At 49.5% G+C, this 18,283-nt stretch carries 12 protein-coding genes; 4 read left to right on the top strand and 8 right to left on the bottom strand.

What is annotated here, in order from left to right; all coding sequences use genetic code 11:
• The first annotated feature begins 9 nt into the window (after positions 1 to 9).
• The 3 genes from GV64_RS20935 (at position 10) to hisD (ending at position 8,487) form a co-directional block, all read left to right on the top strand.
• Positions 10 to 5,916 (top strand): hypothetical protein, encoded by a 5,907-nt coding sequence (locus tag GV64_RS20935; protein ID WP_152554142.1) that lies wholly within the window; start codon positions 10 to 12, stop codon positions 5,914 to 5,916.
• Between the two features lie 616 nt (positions 5,917 to 6,532).
• Positions 6,533 to 7,171, top strand: a complete 639-nt coding sequence (hisG, locus tag GV64_RS20930) for an ATP phosphoribosyltransferase (RefSeq protein ID WP_020581751.1) — start codon at positions 6,533 to 6,535, stop codon at positions 7,169 to 7,171.
• On the top strand, positions 7,168 to 8,487 hold the full coding sequence (hisD, locus tag GV64_RS20925) for a histidinol dehydrogenase (protein ID WP_020581750.1): 1,320 nt from the start codon (positions 7,168 to 7,170) through the stop codon (positions 8,485 to 8,487). The genes hisG and hisD overlap by 4 nt, the downstream gene beginning before the upstream one ends.
• A gap of 78 nt (positions 8,488 to 8,565) precedes the next feature.
• On the opposite strand, the gene GV64_RS20920 is transcribed toward hisD, so the two are convergent.
• From GV64_RS20920 to GV64_RS20890, 7 genes are all read right to left on the bottom strand, one after another.
• Positions 8,566 to 9,462 carry a BadF/BadG/BcrA/BcrD ATPase family protein gene (locus tag GV64_RS20920; RefSeq protein WP_020581749.1) on the bottom strand — a complete coding sequence of 299 codons (897 nt, stop codon included), beginning with the start codon at positions 9,460 to 9,462 and terminating at the stop codon, positions 8,566 to 8,568.
• A gap of 6 nt (positions 9,463 to 9,468) precedes the next feature.
• Entirely contained in the window at positions 9,469 to 10,206 is a 738-nt protein-coding gene (gene chbG, locus GV64_RS20915) for a chitin disaccharide deacetylase (protein WP_020581748.1), read from the bottom strand.
• Positions 10,207 to 10,366: 160 nt separating this feature from the next.
• Positions 10,367 to 11,680, bottom strand: a complete 1,314-nt coding sequence (locus tag GV64_RS20910; protein WP_020581747.1) for a 6-phospho-beta-glucosidase — start codon at positions 11,678 to 11,680, stop codon at positions 10,367 to 10,369.
• A 45-nt stretch (positions 11,681 to 11,725) separates the two neighbouring features.
• Entirely contained in the window at positions 11,726 to 12,724 is a 999-nt protein-coding gene (locus tag GV64_RS20905; RefSeq protein WP_020581746.1) for a LacI family DNA-binding transcriptional regulator, read from the bottom strand.
• A 109-nt stretch (positions 12,725 to 12,833) separates the two neighbouring features.
• Positions 12,834 to 13,145 (bottom strand): PTS lactose/cellobiose transporter subunit IIA, encoded by a 312-nt coding sequence (locus GV64_RS20900; protein ID WP_020581745.1) that lies wholly within the window; start codon positions 13,143 to 13,145, stop codon positions 12,834 to 12,836.
• Between the two features lie 78 nt (positions 13,146 to 13,223).
• On the bottom strand, positions 13,224 to 14,555 hold the full coding sequence (locus GV64_RS20895; protein WP_020581744.1) for a PTS sugar transporter subunit IIC: 1,332 nt from the start codon (positions 14,553 to 14,555) through the stop codon (positions 13,224 to 13,226).
• Positions 14,556 to 14,624: 69 nt separating this feature from the next.
• A complete protein-coding gene (locus GV64_RS20890; RefSeq protein WP_026258148.1) occupies positions 14,625 to 14,939 on the bottom strand; it encodes a PTS sugar transporter subunit IIB in 315 nt (104 codons plus the stop codon).
• A gap of 638 nt (positions 14,940 to 15,577) precedes the next feature.
• Here GV64_RS20890 and GV64_RS20885 point away from each other — a divergent pair.
• On the top strand, positions 15,578 to 16,972 hold the full coding sequence (locus tag GV64_RS20885; RefSeq protein ID WP_020581741.1) for an OprD family outer membrane porin: 1,395 nt from the start codon (positions 15,578 to 15,580) through the stop codon (positions 16,970 to 16,972).
• 157 nt (positions 16,973 to 17,129) lie between these two features.
• Here GV64_RS20885 and GV64_RS20880 read toward each other — a convergent pair whose 3' ends face one another.
• Positions 17,130 to 18,239 carry a S1C family serine protease gene (locus tag GV64_RS20880; protein ID WP_020581740.1) on the bottom strand — a complete coding sequence of 370 codons (1,110 nt, stop codon included), beginning with the start codon at positions 18,237 to 18,239 and terminating at the stop codon, positions 17,130 to 17,132.
• Positions 18,240 to 18,283: the final 44 nt, after the last annotated feature.

The following is an 18,283-nucleotide window of genomic DNA, read 5'->3' as shown; positions in this document are numbered from 1 at the left end:
GGTTACGGTGTGGATCAGCTGACGACGTGGCTCAGTAATGATGATCATCGGAATGCTATCCGAAAGGATGTGGAAAAAAAGGTTCGTGCCCTGGTGGTAGAAGTGGCAGAGGACCTGGAAGACATTCTGGATGGGCACCTGGCAACCGTGCGTGCGGCGGTGAAAGCTGGACAGAAACACCATGTAGACGCGACGAAGACCTTGTCACGGATAGCGAAAAAGCTGGATACGGAACCCGATGATGGTTATGGACTGGTGTGTGGTATTGAACCTCTGGAGCCCATGGAGGGACTGGCTGAAGACGGAGAGAACGTACAGGCACAGGATCACTGGCGGCAGCTCTGTGGGGCCGTCGTCGAGCAGCTGGGCCATGGGGCAGGTCAGTTGTATGACCTGACGACGGGGGATGTTCTCGACCTGAGGGAATCGGGTGACCGGGAACAGGCGGCGGGCCGGTTGCTCCTGAACGAGCACATGGGTGGGGTCATTGCTGAGGTGGTCAGTGAAGGCGCCAGGTTCATTGCTCAGCGGAATGCCGCCCAACAGCCCGCAGCGGGCAAAGCCGAGCTGACCGGGAATCTGCCTCCTTTGTTGACGACGCCCGCCGTCAATAGCGTGTGCGAAATCCTGTTATCCGCGACCATAAAAGAGCAACTGGTCGGCAAGGTGAAACAGGCGGCCGGGCAGGCACTGGTGGCAGACGACAATGGTAGAACCAAGGCAGGCCCGTCAGCCGTTGCAGAGAAGCACACGGCGGTGGGGTCGGTGGTCGATAAGGTGTTGAAAAAAGAGCTGGCCGACATGCTGCGCACCGGGGCTGGCCAGTTGGCAGAGCTTCTGAAAACCCAGCCTTATGAGACCGTGAAAGAGATGGGCCGGGACCTGCCCCTTCAGGGACTGGGCGATGGCGTCGAGTGGTTGTCGGAACTGGTGAAAGACCTCTTTAACCCAGAGCCGGGCAAGGTCCGTTCCCGGGTTCTCGAGACACTGACCGGGCAGGTGTTGAAAGCCCAGGATGATGTGATTGACCGTGCGCTTGACTGGCTGGCTGCTGAAGTGCCGGAGACCGTAGAGGGCGAACCGGCGGCGGTAGCGAACCGGGATAAGCTGCTGAACCTGCTGGTTGCCCGGGTGGACCCCCTGGTGGCGCCGGCGGTATCCGGAGCGTCTGTGGAGGTGGTCCAGCGTTCGAAGCAGGCCGTGGAGTCCGAGCAACTCGTGGCGGCGATACTGCCGTTTCTGCGAGGGCAGCTGGACCAGGGTGAGGTGTTCAAGCGGCTGGCCGGTTACGGTGTGGATCAACTGACGGCGTCGGTCAGGAAGCATAGGGAAGCGATCCGGCAGGATGTGAAAACCCAGGCCCGGACCCTGATGGCGGACGTGGCGAAGGATCTGGAAGGCATTCTGGAGGGGCACCTGGAAACCCTGCGTTCGGCAGTAGCAGCCGGCCAGCGACAGAAGGTCGATGGGGTGACCACATTGCAGCTGATAGCTGAGGAACTGGAACCAAAGGAAAAGCCCGGAGATGTTGCCGTCAAGGGTATGAACAAAATGACAGCGGATAGTAAGAAGCCGCGGGACCAATGGCGCGACGTCCGGCAGATCACTGCTGATCAGGTCGGCGAAATGGCCGGCGATCTCATCAAGTTGACGATTGACGAAACAAAACAACTGGAGGTGGCCAAGTTAATCCTGTCTGACAGCCTTGGTGAGGTCATGAGGGTTGTCGTCAAAGAAGGTGCTAAGTTTGTTGCTAAACACAATGGCATACAGCATGGGAGCGCTCAGAGTAACGGTTTAGTGCTACCCAGCGAAGCAGTCTCTAAAATGACTGGTACCGTATCGCCTTTCCTGACGACTTTCGTCGTTGAATCTGTGGGCCAAAAGCTGTTGTCTGCAGCCTGGCAAAAACAAACTGTCTGTGAGGTGAAGAAGGCTGCTGAAAAAGCACTGGCTCTGGAATACCCGGGTAAAGCGAAGGCGAGGACTTCTGTAGAAAACCAGCAAGTCGTGCACAATGCAGATTTGGGCCAACGTACGTTGATTGGTGGCGAAGCTGATGAAATTCTGAAAAAAGGCTTGGCCGAGATGCTTCGTACCGGTGCAGATCAGCTGGAAGCGGTTCTCAAAGGTCTGCCTTATGACTGTGTGAAAGAGATGGTCAGTGACCTGACTTTGCAAGGGATAGCCGATGGAACAAGGTGGCTGGATGTGCTGGCAACAGGCCTCTTTTCTGATAATGAGGTTGTCGTACCCAGAGTGATTGATGCAATTACCAAACAGGCGGTGGCGACTCAGCAGGCTGTAATTGACGGTGTGCTTGGCTGGCTGAGTACAGAGGATAAAAAGACACAACAGAAGCCGAACCGGCAGAAGTTGCTTGATATTCTGGTGTACAGGATGAAGGCCCTGGTTAAACCAGCAGTGGCTGGTGCGTCCAGTCTGGTAGCGGAGAGCGTGAAGCAGCCTTCAGAGTCTCAGGCACTTAGGGATTCAGTTCTTCCTTTCCTAAAGGGTCAACTCAATAGAGGGCAGGTCGTGGAACGGCTGGCCGGTTACAGTGTGGATCAACTATCAGACTGGATCCGTCAGCATAGAGAGGTCATCAGTAAAGATGTTGAAGTAAATGTTCGAGCTATGATGCAGAAAATGGCTCCGGAGTTGAAGTCGATTCTTCACAAGAGACTGGCGATGCTGCGCTCCACGGTGCAACAGAGTCCACAGAATAAGCGTGATGCGGTGGCTACGTTGCGAAGGGCTGCTGAAGAAATAGCCCCACTTCAAGTGATGAGCGCAGCTACTAAAAAAAGCAGCAAATCTGACCAATCTAAAGCGACAGGGGGATTGCCATCTCTGATACCAAGTTTGGGCGTGGGGTTTTCTGCAGTAATTAAACAAATAACTAACACTGTCTGCACGAATAAGTCAGCCCTTGATAATATTGATTTTGTGGTTCAGGAGATCGTCACTCAAGTGGTAGGTGCTGGCGCTGAATATGTTGTTCACCAGAATGCAGAACCATCAGACGGTAATGTGAAGCACATTGGGGAGGCTGTAACCGGCTATGTAAAACACCTTACTTCTGGAAGTTTGAGTACATTAGCTAAATACGCCATAAGACAGGTTGCTAGCTACGTTAACAATAATGAAGGAAAAATTGGTGATCTTATTGGCAGTACTTTGATACAAAAACTAAATGGAGATATGGATGAGCTTGATCTAGCGTCATTATTAACACCGCATATTAATGATGCTATTGACCTGGCCTTGAATCGAGGAAAAAGTATTATTCAAGAAGAAATTTCAAAATGGATTGCAGCCAATGCATCGGGTTCTACACCAGAGCTGCATAAGGCTGTTGATGAAATTTTGACTCATATTATGGCTAATGGTGGAGAATGGATTGTTCGCCATCAAAATGGGATTGAGCTAGAAATTATAGAACCAATACGGATAAAAATTACTGAAACTCTCAATAATGCTCAGGCTGAAATCATTCAAAATGTTGCTGCATGGTTGAGTAATGAAGTTAATTTAAATTATCTTGTTTCAACTTTTACAAACGAAATCCATACTGCTGTTACTAATGTTGTTGTTGCTGCTGCGGCAAAGCAAATTTCTGGAAAAGAGAGTGGGCCAGAATTTAGACGTGCGGTTAATGGAATTACTCCTTATGTAACCCCTATTATTGATCAGGCTCTGAGGCAAATCATCACTTATACGGTTAAATCCCTTTCTGACTGGGTCCAGCATCACTACAAAGACAAAGACAAAGATAAAAGCGAAGATATTTCATCTCTGGTGAATCATTTTATTGATAAAACTGTGCAAGATGTTATGCCTTTGGTCAGTGATGCGGTTCAGAAAAAAGCGGCCGTGCTTGCGCAAAAAGAAGCACAGAAAATTGATTTCAATAAGCTGGCTGCAGAGCTGGCTGTTGCTTTTGTGAACCGTTTTGATCCTGATACTCTTACTTCTGGAGCTTTGAAGGTTGAACCGAAAAGCAGAGTAGCAAGGGAGCTTCCCAAAATTTTATGTTTCCTGATGCAGACGGCTGAAGCCTATGAGTGTTTAGGTGGAGATCTGACAGAGCCCGTAGAAATTGATCGTATCGAAATAGATGGTCGTGTATTTAAGAATATCAAAGCTCATTTGATAAAAATGAAAGATGGCTCTATTCAGGTTCGAAAAATGGATTTTGTATTCGAGGATGCAGATAAAGTCGATATTGATATTGAAATGACAGGAGTATCAATATCATATCAATTGCCGGAAAAAAGTAAGTTGTACAAAGCTGCTTTACTATCTGCGGCTCCAATGATGAGTTCTGCCGATTTAGCCCGTTATCTGTTAGATACAATGATGCCAGAAAAAGTCGATTTCAATATCGATCAAATTACTGGGGAGTTTCATGATGATGTTCTGGACGGGCCTGGAGAGGATACTGTCAGTTTTGGTCTTAGCGATATCAAATTCTCTCTTCGTTTACATAAGTACTATCCAAAACCTTATATGGATATTAGTGTCGGGCCGAAAGATGGGCATAAAGCCATTGAATCAATAAAGGTTAAAGTGGCAGGCCAGGGCGTGGTTGATCATGTAGAGGCTGACATTAATGTTGACCGTCACCGGAATGGTTTTGCTGATGTGAAGGCACTGGTAGAACCTGCCCGATTGAATCGTTTTTCTGGATGGCTGATTGGGGGGGCGATTAAAGTAGAAGCTAAAGCAGCTATCAATAATGGAATAGGAACACTGGATGATATTGAGTCAATCCGTGTTCATGCTCCTCGCTTCGGTGGGATATGTAATGCCCTGTTGAAAAATACGATCAAAGCTTTCAATCCCGGCTTCACTTTGGGGGATGATGGCAAAGCCGTCATAAAGCTAAAACTGGCATTATTCTCTGAAGAAAGGTCAAACCCGGTTACCCGGTGGTTAGCCAAAGCTGCGAATCGCATCTTACAATTTTTCACAAAACCTATTGAAGTACGAGTGTCGTTCAAAGGTGCTCCATATAGACCAGTATTAAAAGGTGAAAAGGGTGTCGGTTCATTTAGTGGTATACGATTTATTGATGGATTATTTAACCCCTGTCCTTTGTCCATTCAGAGTGATATCCATGACGAACTGCTGAGGGATCTTCGGACGGTTTCAATAGATAAGAATCCACAAGGTCATCTTAACCAGCTGGGTAAAATTATGGATCAGGTGATAGAGGAGTTCCGGCTGGGTAATGCCCCTTCAGATCTTAATCTGGTGAGAGAGATTCCATTAGAAAGCCTGGCTTTGCTGGTTAATCATGTGAAGGAAAATGGCGGTAGGCAGGAAGATTGTGCTCGTTTGTTATTCCTGGTTGCCAACCTGGTTGAAGCACTTCCAGAAAAAGCGGTACAACTGGTGAATAGATCCGGGTTTACACCTGAATCGAGCGGGCAACCCTACCTGTTACATCTGATATCTACCACTCCCACGGACTTCTGGCTTGTTGACCCGAAGAATGGAACAGTGATGGAGCCCGTTTACCAGAGTCATCGTTTCAAGTGTTTGCAGGAGTTTTGGAATAATAGCCAGAGTAATCCTGATGGCAGTATTTACAGTCCCGACAGCAAAAAAGAACCCGTTCAGGAAATTACGGAAAAGGCAGTGGAGGAGGTGCGTACACTGGTTAGCAAAATGAACATGCCTGATCCAATCAAATTGATGATGGCCAAAGATTTTGATTTTAGGCATAAGATGTTCAATCCTGTGATACCAAATCAACAGGACTTGATGACAAGTACTCCTGTCAGTCAGGATCCGTATCGTTTACAACGCGTAACTCCTGTAGATGCTAAGCAGCATCTGGATTGGCAAAAGCCCAGGTTTGTCATCCCTGAGGGTGTTGAAATGGTCGGTGGGCCTCCAGCAGCTTAGGGTGTTTCAATTGGCATTAATTGAGGGCGCACCCTGAGTATTGATGTGATCGAAATATGAATACACTACGGCTTCTATCTTCAGAGTAGTGCTGGCCGATTCAGTATTAACGCCTATTCTTCAGGCCAATTCTTACTAAGTACCTTTCCTTATATCTATGATATTATTCAATCCCGTCCGCTAAGAGTATTTAGACCGGTAAGTGCTACTTTGAAGGATGGTTCAGACTATCTGCAATGGCTGATAGCTGGATAAAAGGCAAATAACAATGTATTGATTCTTAAGTTCTGTTGACATAAGTTTTCTGGCTCAACTCAAACCAGAGTGCTCGTGGTCAGGCGCAAGAACGCAGGAACACCGGCGTCTTTCAAGTTCTTGCAACGACGGCACGGGCCCTCTGGTTTGAGCCCGGAGGGTGTCTCGTATAGCCGCCTTCCAGCTGCGTTGGGCTGGTTTGATGTAGCACCACTACATCTGCACGAGTCCGCACTGTGGAAGACGGCTATACGAGCCACTGAGCCTGAAAACTTATGTCAACAGAACCTAATTGTGCCGTTCTTCTACCTTCACCGTTTTTTAGAAAAACGCATTATAAATAAGGAAGCCTGAGAGAAGTATGTCGAGCCAGATCACCATTGCGCTGTCCAAGGGGCGCATCCTGAAAGAGACTCTCCCTCTGTTGAAAGCTGCGGGTATTGAGCCTGCTGAAGACCCGGATAAAAGTCGCAAACTGGTGATTGGTACTACGCATCCCCATGTAGACCTGCTGATTGTCCGGGCCAGCGATGTACCAACCTATGTGGAGTACGGTGCCGCCGATATGGGCGTTGCCGGCAAGGATGTGCTGATGGAACATGGTTCTTCCGAGTTGTATGAACCATTGGATCTGAAAATCGCCCAGTGCAAGTTGATGACGGCAGGAAAAGTTGGGGCTCCAAAATCCTATGGCCGACTCAAGGTGGCTACGAAATTTGTGAATGTTGCCAAGCAGTACTACGCCTCTCAGGGCGTTCAGGCTGACATCATTAAACTCTATGGCTCCATGGAGCTGGCTCCACTTGTAGGTCTGGCGGACATCATTATTGATGTGGTGGATACCGGAAATACTCTGCGGGCAAATGGTCTGGAGCCTCAGGAACTGATTGCTGAAATCAGTTCCAGAATGGTGGTCAACAGGGCATCGATGAAAGTGAAGTATAAGCTGATTGGCCAATTACTGGATCAGCTGGCATATGCGGTTGAGGAAAAGGCATGACGTCGGAAGTAGTAGCCCCCGTTCAGCTGGACTTCAGCAGTCCAGACTTCTCAGCTCAGTTGGACTCTCTACTGGCCTGGGAATCTGTTTCAAACGACAGTGTCCAAGAACAGGTTAAAACCATTATAGCTCAGGTGCGCAAGCAGAAAGATCAGGCTGTTATTGAATATACCTGTCGTTTTGATAGACGGCATTTATCTAGTATGTCTGATTTGACACTGGGTGCTGATCGTCTGCAGCAAGCGCTCGACAATATTCAACCTGAGCAGCATTCAGCCCTGGAAGCAGCTGCCAGCCGAATTCGTGAATATCATCAGCACCAGCACCAGCAGCAGAGTTCCTGGAATTACCGGGAAAGTGACGGCACACTGCTTGGGCAGCAAGTTACGCCTATGGATCGAGTTGGCCTCTATGTTCCCGGTGGTCGTGCATCCTACCCTTCATCGGTATTAATGAATGCCATACCTGCTTCTGTAGCGGGTGTACCTGAAGTGGTGATGGTGGTTCCAGCGCCTGATGGTGAGCTGAATGAATTGGTACTGGCTGCAGCAGCGATTGCGGGTGTCAGCCGTGTGTTCACTATTGGTGGTGCGCAGGCGGTTGCGGCTTTGGCCTACGGTACACAAACAATCCCTAAGGTGGATAAGATTATTGGTCCTGGCAATATTTATGTAGCAACGGCCAAGCGGGAAGTCTTTGGTCAGGTGGGTATTGATATGATTGCCGGGCCGTCAGAAATACTGGTGGTTTGTGATGGACAGAGTAATCCAGACTGGATCGCCATGGATCTCTTCTCCCAGGCTGAGCATGATGAAGATGCACAGGCAATTCTGATCTCTCCTGACCGGGTTTTCCTTGGGCAGGTTCAGAAGAGTATCAATCGACTTCTGCCAACCATGGAGCGGAAGGATATTATTGCAACGTCGCTTAATAAGCGGGGGGCTCTGATTTCCGTTCCTGATTTGGAGTCCGCCTGTGAACTAGTGAATCGTATTGCACCGGAACACCTTGAGTTGTCAGTTGAAGAGCCTGAAGCCTGGTTACCGAAGATACGCCATGCTGGCGCCATTTTTATGGGCAGATATACGGCAGAAGCACTGGGTGATTACTGTGCAGGTCCAAACCATGTGCTGCCAACATCAGGAACTGCGCGGTTCTCTTCACCGTTGGGTGTTTATGATTTCCAGAAGCGTTCTTCAGTCATTCAGTTTTCAGCGGAGGGGGCATCAGAAATGGGGAAAGTAGCTTCTGTGCTTGCCAGGGGGGAGTCGCTGACGGCGCATGCGCGTTCAGCAGAGTATCGTATTAAAGACTAGGGACCACTGAGTACTCAACGAAACGTCAACAGACCCTGGCTACAGAGTATTCGGCCTCCAGAGGGAAGCCGAATTTTTTTAGATAAGTTTCGCCGCCATCAACAGCGCGCCATGCATGGCATCTCCCTGTGGCAGGGTTGCAATTGATACTACATCTTCTGGCAACCAGGGCATAACGAACTCACTCAGCCCACCCACCAGTGCACACTGGTTAGCTCCACGCTGATGAAGTACCCGGATCATCATGGCGGCATCTTCAGCACTTTTACGAATCAGCTGTTCTGCCAGCTTATCGCCCTTGCTCAAATACTCAACCACCACCGGTCCATAAGAACCGTAGTCTCTCGGGAGTGCGCTGTCCTGCCAGGCAACCGCGTTTTCGGGACTATTGTCAAACGTGGCCATGATAGCCTTGCTCAGAGGGGTTTCTTCCTTCATACCTTCATGAGCCAGCAGGGAATAACGGACTGCAGCGAGGCCCAGGCTGGCACCACTGCCGTGATCCGAGATTGGGAATCCCCAGCCACCCAGTGTTTTCATTTCACCATCAATCAGGCTGGCGCCACAGGAACCGGTACCGAGAATCAGGATCGCTCCGTCCTGGCCATTAAAGGCGCCCATGCAGGCGGCGTAGGCATCAGTTTCCAGGAATATACCGGCAAAAGGAAAACCCCAGCCCAGAACCAGATCGCGTTCTTTCTTCTGATTGACACCGGCCAGACCCAGGCCGGCATTCATACGTCCAAAGTCGTTTTCTCTCAGGCCGGCTTTATCCATCGCTTCGCGGGTGGCCTGCATAATCGCATTGCAGGCTGAGTCAAGCCCGGTGCGAGGGTTCGCGCTGCCTGCGAATCCTTCCCCCAGAATATTGCCATCAAGATCGGCGATACGCGCCCGGCATGAAGTACCACCACCGTCTACGCCCAGAAGGAGTGGCTGTTTGCTGTCAGTTTCTTTTAATGGTGCGGATGCCATATTTGTTTAATCCTGCAGGCAACTGTAATCGGAGATGGTAACACCCATACCGCCCAGGGCTTCAAGCAGTGATGGATCGGTGAGAATGGCCAGCTCACGGGTTCGGGCGGTTGCATAACCGCTGGCTTTCAGCAGAGGTTCATCGATCAATGCCGGATGAGCCATCAGCTCCAGTACCTGTACTCTTCCCAGGTATTGGCGAACGATGTCGAGGAGGTTCTCTCCAGTCAGGCTGTCACCGTAAAACTTGTCTGAAAAACCCAGGCTTTTGCCTTGGTACTGGGTCATTTCATTTTCAGGGCGAAGTGGAACCCTGTACTCCTCTGACAGCTTTCTGGCAATTGGGGCGACCAAAGCGTGGCGATGGCAGTGGTGGTGACCATCCATATGACTAAGTTGGACACCAAGGCTCAAGAAGTGCTCAATCTGTGCGCGCAGTTCACGCTCGATCTCTTGTGAATTCATGGACTGATTGTCCCAGAACTGGCTCTGGTTCTGCAGCTTACCTGTCTGGTCAAGCAGGGTAGGAACGTTTTCTGCCATTGGGGTGCCTGCTGTCAGGCGCAGATGAATGCCCACTTTCAACCCTGGGTTGAGTTTGGCCAGCTCAGCAGCATGGCGCTCGGCAGGCATACCCACCATCAAGGTGGTGGAGCGAACAATACCTTGTTGAAAAGCTTCGATGATGCCCAGGTTTACACCCCGGGTCAGGCCGAAATCATCGGCATTGACGATTAGTTTCATAGGGCGCTGGAGATAAATCTCCCCTCAGTAAAACGGGAATTTTGAACCTAAAGGAAGCGCGGCCCGCTATCCGCTGCCCGCCTCCCGAAAGAGCCTGGTTTGTGTGCTTTTTCGGGCAACGGGCAGCGGAAAGCGTTTATCTTTCAGGTTCCCAAACAAGTTAAGCGAGGTTGGCAAATTGTGGCAGGTAATCCCGGTTCTCGGCGATGATATCGTCAAGAATCTTCTTACCTGTGGCCAGGTCTGGAACCAGTGGGTTCAGTGCCATGGCCATCAGAGCCTTGTCGTAATCTCCATAAACGGCAGCATCAATAGCCAGCGTTTCATAAGCCTTAACCTGTTGGAGCAGGCCATTCAGGTGCGTTGGCATAGTGCCAAAAGAGAGGGCATGAGCGCCGTCAGCATCGACCATGGCATTGATCTCAACAACCGCGTCATCAGGCAGACCATTGATCGCGCCATTATTACGGGTATTAACGACATTGATCGCTTTTTTGTTATTCCAGATGGAATCAACCAAGTCCAGGGATACTTCTGAGTAGAAAGCACCGCCCCGTTTTTCAAGCTGGCTGGGTTTGTGATCCAGATTTGGGTCAGCGTACAGTTCAAACAGCTCTTCTTCGGTTTTCATGACCTGTTCAGCACGGGTGCCACCACTTTCAGCTGCTTTAAGCTCATCAGCCAGCATGGCTTCTTTCAGGTAGAAGTAACGATGATATGGGCATGGCACAACACCAAGGGCTTTCAGGAACGCTTTATCCCATGGCTCTTCAGTAATGTTGTTCATGTTCAGGCTGGCACCATCACCGAGCATTTTTAACACTTCCTGTGTTTTATCTTCACCGGCAACCGATACTTTGTGTACCCACACCATGTGGTTAAGACCGGCAAACTCCAGAGAAGCCTCTTCCGGTTTTACATCCAGCATACGGGCAATGGAGTAATGCATGTTGATGGGAACATTGCAGAGTCCCATGACTTTAACATTGGTGTGTTTTACAACGGCCTCGGTGACCATACCTGCTGGATTGGTAAAGTTGATCAGCCAGGCATCCGGTGCGACTTCTTCAATATCACGACAAATGTCCAGTATGACAGGAATGGTGCGCAGTGCTTTGGCAAACCCACCGGGTCCAGTGGTTTCCTGACCGATTACGTTGTAACGCAGTGGAATACGCTCATCCCGTGCACGTGCAGCCAGACCACCTACACGAAACTGTGACATGACAAACTGGGCATCTTTGATGCCTTCACGGCGGTTCAGGGTTGACCATACATTAATATCAAGGCCAGCCTTTTCAATCATACGCTTGGTCAGATCAGTGATGATATTGACTTTGAGTGCACCATCTTCAACATCCACCAGGCAGATTTCAGTAACCGGTAGCTCACGGATACGGCGGATGATGCCGTCAACCAGCTCCGGTGTGTAGCTACTGCCACCGCCAATAATCGTCAGCTTAAGATTTTTCATGATACTTTCCCGAGAGTCGATGACTTAGCATTCTCTTATCAGTCTTTATTTAAGAGTGCGAACAGACTCTCTCTGTCGTAATTCTGGTTTAAATGTGTCGAGTTTGCGCAACGGCTGGTGATTCATCAGGCTGGACAGTGCCGAAGATGCTTTTGCTGCCATCTCTTTGATGGGGAAGTGCACTGTCGTCACTGCAGGCGTCAACATGGTACAGATGCTGACGCTGTCAAAGCTGATCACTGAAATATCACCGGGTACCGTCATATTCTGCTCTCTGAACAGGTCAAAGGCACCGACACACATTTCTTCACTACAGGAGTAAACGGCTGTAATGTCAGGGTGTCGTTCCAAAATTTCCGCCATCGCCTGATAGCCACCCTGTCGGTCATAGTCTGCTTCAGCAACCAGCGATTCATCCAAATCAATATGGTGTTCACGCAGCGCCTGCTCATAACCCTGAAAGCGAAGTCGAGCGGTTAGTCGCTCCCGTGGACCTGCAAGACAGGCTATTTTCTGGTGTCCGTGCTGAATAAGGTGCTCAACAGCAAGCTTACCTGCCTCGGCATGTTCAAAAGCGATGCAGCGATCTTCAAGACCTTCAACTTGTCGGTCCAGAAGGATAAAAGGTGTCTCTTGCTGAGCCAGCTCAATCAGTTCTTCATCGTATAAATTACGTGCATGAAGAATCAGCCCATCGCAGCGCATGTCCGTCAGTCTTTGTAGTGCCAGTTGCTCACTTTCCCGGGAGCGCTTGCCACGACTGACCAGCAGAAACTTGCCCTGTTGATCCATTTCTTCCTGAACTTCTGCCATCAGCTCGGAGAAGAAAGATCCTCGATACGACGTCACTACCAGCCCAACGGTGTTGGAAGATGAGGTAGCTAATGAGCGAGCCAGTGGGTTAGGGCGGTAATTCAGCTTCTTCATTGCTGCATGAACACGATCCCTGGTAGCTTCCTTAATTTGGCCTGTCTCATTGAGAACCCGGGATACCGTTGCCCTGGAAACCCCTGCCAGTTCAGCTACGTCCTTAATGCTCGCCATTGCTTTCTCCTTATTCCGATCTGTTCGCGCTACTTTCTATATGCCGAAGATCGACGTTGATAAATGGCTGCGTTCAGTCGTCAAATCAGCGTTAAGCCGATTGATGTGGTTATTTTGTTTCCAGTCGTTGATAGATGCGTACCATCTCTTCAACCAGATCCTGCGCCAACATTGAGTTCATCAGGTGGTCCTGAGCATGAACAAGCAGCAGAGAAACCGGTACTTTGCCTTCCCCACCATCTGCTGCGATCAGGGCAGTTTGCATTTTATGAGCCAGTCTACCGGCTTCACGGGAGTCTGCCAGCGATTTTTCAGCTTTGTCAAAGTCGCCGCAGCGAGCGTGGGACAAGGCCTCCATGGCTTGGCTCTTGGCTTCGCCGGATTTAACAATCAGTTCCATTACAACGTTATCAACGTTCATATGATGTTCTCCAAATTAGGGGGGGAAGGGGACACCCGTCGACTGAAGTCGACGGGGCTATTTGTTGGTTACGAAAGGTTATGCTATGGCTGGGTTACCGGATTCTTCAGTCTTGGTTGCTTCGGACGCAGTTGCCTGCTCCTGAGCCATAACCTGCTTTTCGTAGGCTTTGAAGAATGGGTAGTAGATCATGATGTCGATCACCATCAGTACCGCAGTCAGGATAGATGCCTTGAAGGCCCAGCCAGCGCCCCAAGCAGCACCGATCAGGGCTGGAGCAGTCCATGGAGTTACTGCGATAGCCTTATCAACAATGCCTGTGTTCACGGCAACGTAAGCGATAACAGCGTTCACAACCGGAGCCATAACAAATGGGATAAACAGCGTTGGGTTCATTACCACTGGGGCACCGAACATAACCGGTTCGTTGATCTGGAACGCACCTGGCAGGAAACTCATGCGACCAACACTGCGCAGGTGAGCTGTCTTACTGAAACTCATCAGGATAACCAGTGACAGCGTTGCACCGGCACCACCGATAAAGATGTAGAAGTCCCAGAAAGGCTGAGTGAACAGGTTAGGTACTGTGTCACCGGCAGCGTAAGCAGCAGCGTTAGCGCCAATGTTAGCCAGGAATATAGGAGACAGAATACCTACAACAATGTTGGCTCCGTGAATACCGGCAAACCACAGCAGCTGGCAGAGTAACAGTGCGCCAATGATGGCTGGCAGGCTGTTAGAGGCAGATACCAGAGGCTTGAAGATGGTCATTACTGCATCAGGAATCTGCATCGCAAATTCAGACTGAACAAAGAGGCTCAGTGGGTACAGGGTCAGGAAAATGGCCAGTACCGGAACCAGCAGTGCAAAAGACGCAGCGATAGCGGGTGGCACCTGCTCAGGCATACGGATGGTGATGTTGTATTTCTTCAGGATACGAGTCAGTTCAACTGAGAAATAGGCCACCAACAGTGCGGTAAAAATACCGGTACCACCAAAATGGTTCAGTGGGAGCGCCCAACCTTTTTCCGGTGCAGCGACCAGAAGGAAGGACATGGCTGACAGAGCTGCAGCACCAATGGCATCCATCTTATAAGAGCGAGCCAGACTGTAGGCAACCCCCATCGTGATGAACAGGGACATAATGCCCATACTCATGGTCCATGGCATGACAATGGTCGGGCGGTTTGCTGCAACGAAGTCCAGCCAGGCTCTACCAAATGCGTTGGTTGTGTCTGCAGCAAATGGAGGGTTGGCAAAAATCAGGATGAAACTGCCCACAATAATGAAGGGCATGGCCACCAGAAAGCCGTCACGCAGTGCGGTAATGTGTCGTTGTGAGCCAAGTTTGCCCGCGATAGGCCCCAGCTTCTGCTCTACAAATTGTATTAGATGGTCGTACAGTTTCATCTGTTATCCCCGTGCCCTTTGGCAAGTGTTAAGCGCAATCGTTGTGCGTTCGTTATTGTTATTGGGTGATTATGCCGTTTCTTCCAGAAGGCTCAGTGCCTGGTCCAGAACCTGTTCGCCTTTCATCATGCCGTAGGCCATTGGATCAATGGCTTCAACCCGCTTGTTCAGTTTTGCTGCCTCAGCCTGAAAATCAGCCAGCTTGAACTTGATCTGTGGGCCAAGAAGGCAGACGTCGTAAGATTCGATGGCTTCTTCAAAGTTAGCCATGCCAATGGCATCAATTTTCACATCCAGACCACGATCCGCAGCGGCCTGTTCCATTTTCTTAACCAGCATGCTGGTAGACATACCTGCGCTGCAGCATAGAAAAATCTTTTTCATCACATTGACTCCGCTATTCAATTCAAAGACAGGTCAGTTTCGTAGGTCCAGTACAGTTATTTCCGTCTCCTGATTGGCCAGGAACTGAACGGGAAACCGTGTGTGGAAGTTTTCATTACGTTGACAATGAAATCACAGAAGTAATCATGGTGCAACCGGTTTCTGTAACCGGTTTCATTTGGGTTTTTAACGGTTTCTGGCTATGTCTGAATCCACTGTATACCTTGGTGTTTGCGGGATTTCTTGAGGGTTTTCGGTCTTGAAGGTGTGGTGGTGATCGGCCATTTGCATTTCTTTTGAGTCACGGCAAAACCAATAAGCACGCTTTCTGTGATGTAAGTCAATTTTTGAATGTGTTCACTCTTTGTGAATTATGAAATGTACTGAAAATTTGATTTATGACAAAAGTACGCATAAAAACTTGAAACCGGTTGCAGAAACCGGTTACATTTTTTTGGCGCAAAGATAAACTGACAAGCGTTTACAAAATGCACCGTTTCTTGACTATGGGTTGACCAAGGATGAAGCGGGTCGTTGAACAGGGCAAAGACCCTAAACAAACGACAGGCGACAATAAACAGAAAGTGCTGTCTTTCAAAAAAAACAGAAAACACACCAGGAGTTAATGGGGATTAACGATGATGTTTAAAAAGACCACACTGGCGACAGCTATCCTTGTTGCAAGTGCCGCAACCGGCGCTTTTGCTGCAGACATGACTGATGATTCCATGTACACCGCTGCAGAAAGCACTGGTAATGCATTTTTTGAAGACGCATCAGTAACTGGTGGCGTCTACGCGTTCTCCCGTAAGCGGAACCGATACAACGTTTCCACTGGCAAGTTTGAGACTAACCTTGACCATACCTCTGTTCTGGGCAATATCGACTTCAGCTCTGGTTATGTTGGCGGGATTGTTGGTCTGGATCTTGGCCTGTACGGTTCCATGGACCTTCAGCAGGGTGGTGGTGTTGACCATGAGATGAACTTTTTCCCATGGGATAACCCTCATAACCCAGACTGGTCTCAGACATCAGCCAAGGATGATGTGAGCTTTTACAAGGCTGCCCTGAAGTTCAAACTTGCCAATACATGGGCTAAGGCTGGTTATATTCAGCCATCTGGTCCAGGTGGACTGGGCGTTAACTGGAACTTCATGCCTGGTACTTATCGTGGCGCCCAGTTCGGTGCTGACTTCGGCAGCCTGAGTGTTGCTTATATGTGGGCTGACGAATACAAAGCTCCATGGTTCCAGGAAACTTATGAGTTCCGCACCAGAAACCCGGATGCAAACCTGACTGGAGCCCTCGACACAGAGATCGACTATCTGCACTCTGTTGGAGCCGTCTACACTTTTGAAAATGGCCTGATTCTGGATGGTGCATTCTCTCAGTCTGATGATTATCTCGATACCTACCATGCCAAAGTCAAGCATTCTATGAAGGTGGCTGATGGTACCTTAAATCTAGCTTATCACTACTACGGAGCCAAAGATGCAGGTGACCTGGAAGTCTATGATGGTAGCGCGTGGCAGCAGGCTCTGACTGCATCGTTTGCTGTTGGTCCTTATACGCTGAAGGCTGAGTCTACAGTGACCCGCGCTAAAGGAGACCAGGGATACTTCGTTTATCGTACAACAGTTCCCCTCGGTACTTCTGCCGGTGCTTATGACCTGTGGTGGGATTCCAGATCTGACTTCAACCACGATGGCGAAAAAGCCGTTTATGTGGGCCTGTGGCGTGATCTGGCAGATCAGGACCTGGCCGGATGGAGAGTTGGCGCTTCCGTGGCCCATGGCTGGGACGGTAAGCCAGCATCAGACTTCGCAGATCAGGATGCAGAGCTGAAGGAAACTGCATTTAACGTGGATCTTGGCTATACCGTTCAGGATGGAAACTGGAAAGGCAGCAGTGTTGCACTCCACTGGACCAACTACCGCAACCATTCTGGACAGCCTAGCTGGACTGGCTTCAAGAACGCATTCCAGGATGAGAATGATATTAAGCTGACCATGGTTGTTCCATACTCTTTCTGAGTGATAAGTCCTCCGGCTCTTTCCTGATAGAGCCGGATTTTGCTTGTTTAACTTTGTAGTGAGACCCTCCTGTAATCGTTGTTCTGTGCGTTCTTTCCGGGCTTTATCAGCCCGGTTTTTTTATTTCAGCAATCATAATTTTTAAACACTTATCCGTTCAGTTAACAATCTTGGGCCTGGTTGTCGCCTGAGCTTTCAGTTCAATCTCTTTACCATCCCTGAGGACCTGCATCGTCATTTGTTGGCCTGGCGGGATTCGAGCCACCATATTCATAACCTTGCGTCCATCGCGGGTACTCTGACCATTAATGCCGGTCAGAATATCACCTCTCATCAGGCCGGCTTTGTCTGCAGGTCCTCCTTCATAGACGCCGGAAATAAGAATTCCTATTTTAGTGCTAACGCCATAGGCTTCTGCCAGAGAAGAGCTGAGTGGCTGAGATTCAATACCCAGCCAGCCTCGAATCACTCGACCGTATTTAATGACAGAATCCATCACGAACCGAGCCATGTTGGAGGGGATGACAAAGCCAACACCTTCACTTCCTCCACCACGGGAAAACAAGAGAGTACTGATTCCGATAAGGTCACCATAAGCATTGACTAATGCTCCCCCTGAGTTGCCAATATTGATGGCAGCATCGGTTTGAATAAAGTCCTCGTAGGTATTCAGTTGCAGGTCATTACGACCAGTGGCACTGATAATACCCATGGTTACGGTTTGACCGAGCCCGAAAGGATTACCAATCGCCAGAACGACATCGCCGATTTCAGCATTTCCCGAATCGACAAGATCAAGGTAAGGCAGATCCTTCAGGTCGATTTTAAGCACCGCAAGGTCGCTTTCCGGATCTGTGCCAATCATGCTGGCTTTGACTTCCCGGCCATCACGAAGAGTGATCATCAGTCGAGCGGCATCCTGAATAACATGATGATTGGTCAGAATATAACCTTCAGGATCTACGATGACACCAGAGCCTTCCGGGGTAATACGGGCACTGGTTCTCTGGGGGAGAGGGAGGTTGCTGTCACTACGCTGTGACAGACTGCTGGTAGAAATACTGACGACTGCAGGGGCCGCTTTTTTTACGGCATCGCTGTAAGAAGCCTGACCCGACAGGTTGAATAGTCTGGCTGATTGCTCAATAAGGCGATTGCGGGATTTTTCAGAAATACCGCCGAACTCTGGCTTGATCAGCAGAACTGAGAAAGCGGTTAACAGTCCGATAAGGATGGGGAAACCAACCGACTTAAGCAGTTTTTTCATTCGGAGCCCATGGGGATTGCGGTTATGTGATTATAATGACTTCA

Source organism: Endozoicomonas elysicola, assembly GCF_000710775.1.
Taxonomy (GTDB): Bacteria; Pseudomonadota; Gammaproteobacteria; order Pseudomonadales; family Endozoicomonadaceae; genus Endozoicomonas; species Endozoicomonas elysicola.
The sequence above is the reverse complement of the archived record's forward strand: the minus strand, read 5'-3'. Positions and strand labels throughout refer to the sequence as shown.

Bases quoted from the DNA above. Each gene is read 5' to 3' on its own strand.
- hisG (WP_020581751.1), top strand. From the start codon at position 6,533: ATGTCGAGCCAGATCACCATTGCGCTGTCCAAGGGGCGCATCCTGAAA.
- hisD (WP_020581750.1), top strand. From the start codon at position 7,168: ATGACGTCGGAAGTAGTAGCCCCCGTTCAGCTGGACTTCAGCAGTCCA.
- GV64_RS20920 (WP_020581749.1), bottom strand. From the start codon at position 9,462: ATGGCATCCGCACCATTAAAAGAAACTGACAGCAAACAGCCACTCCTT.
- chbG (WP_020581748.1), bottom strand. From the start codon at position 10,206: ATGAAACTAATCGTCAATGCCGATGATTTCGGCCTGACCCGGGGTGTA.
- GV64_RS20910 (WP_020581747.1), bottom strand. From the start codon at position 11,680: ATGAAAAATCTTAAGCTGACGATTATTGGCGGTGGCAGTAGCTACACA.
- GV64_RS20905 (WP_020581746.1), bottom strand. From the start codon at position 12,724: ATGGCGAGCATTAAGGACGTAGCTGAACTGGCAGGGGTTTCCAGGGCA.
- GV64_RS20900 (WP_020581745.1), bottom strand. From the start codon at position 13,145: ATGAACGTTGATAACGTTGTAATGGAACTGATTGTTAAATCCGGCGAA.
- GV64_RS20895 (WP_020581744.1), bottom strand. From the start codon at position 14,555: ATGAAACTGTACGACCATCTAATACAATTTGTAGAGCAGAAGCTGGGG.
- GV64_RS20890 (WP_026258148.1), bottom strand. From the start codon at position 14,939: ATGAAAAAGATTTTTCTATGCTGCAGCGCAGGTATGTCTACCAGCATG.
- GV64_RS20885 (WP_020581741.1), top strand. From the start codon at position 15,578: ATGATGTTTAAAAAGACCACACTGGCGACAGCTATCCTTGTTGCAAGT.
- GV64_RS20880 (WP_020581740.1), bottom strand. From the start codon at position 18,239: ATGAAAAAACTGCTTAAGTCGGTTGGTTTCCCCATCCTTATCGGACTG.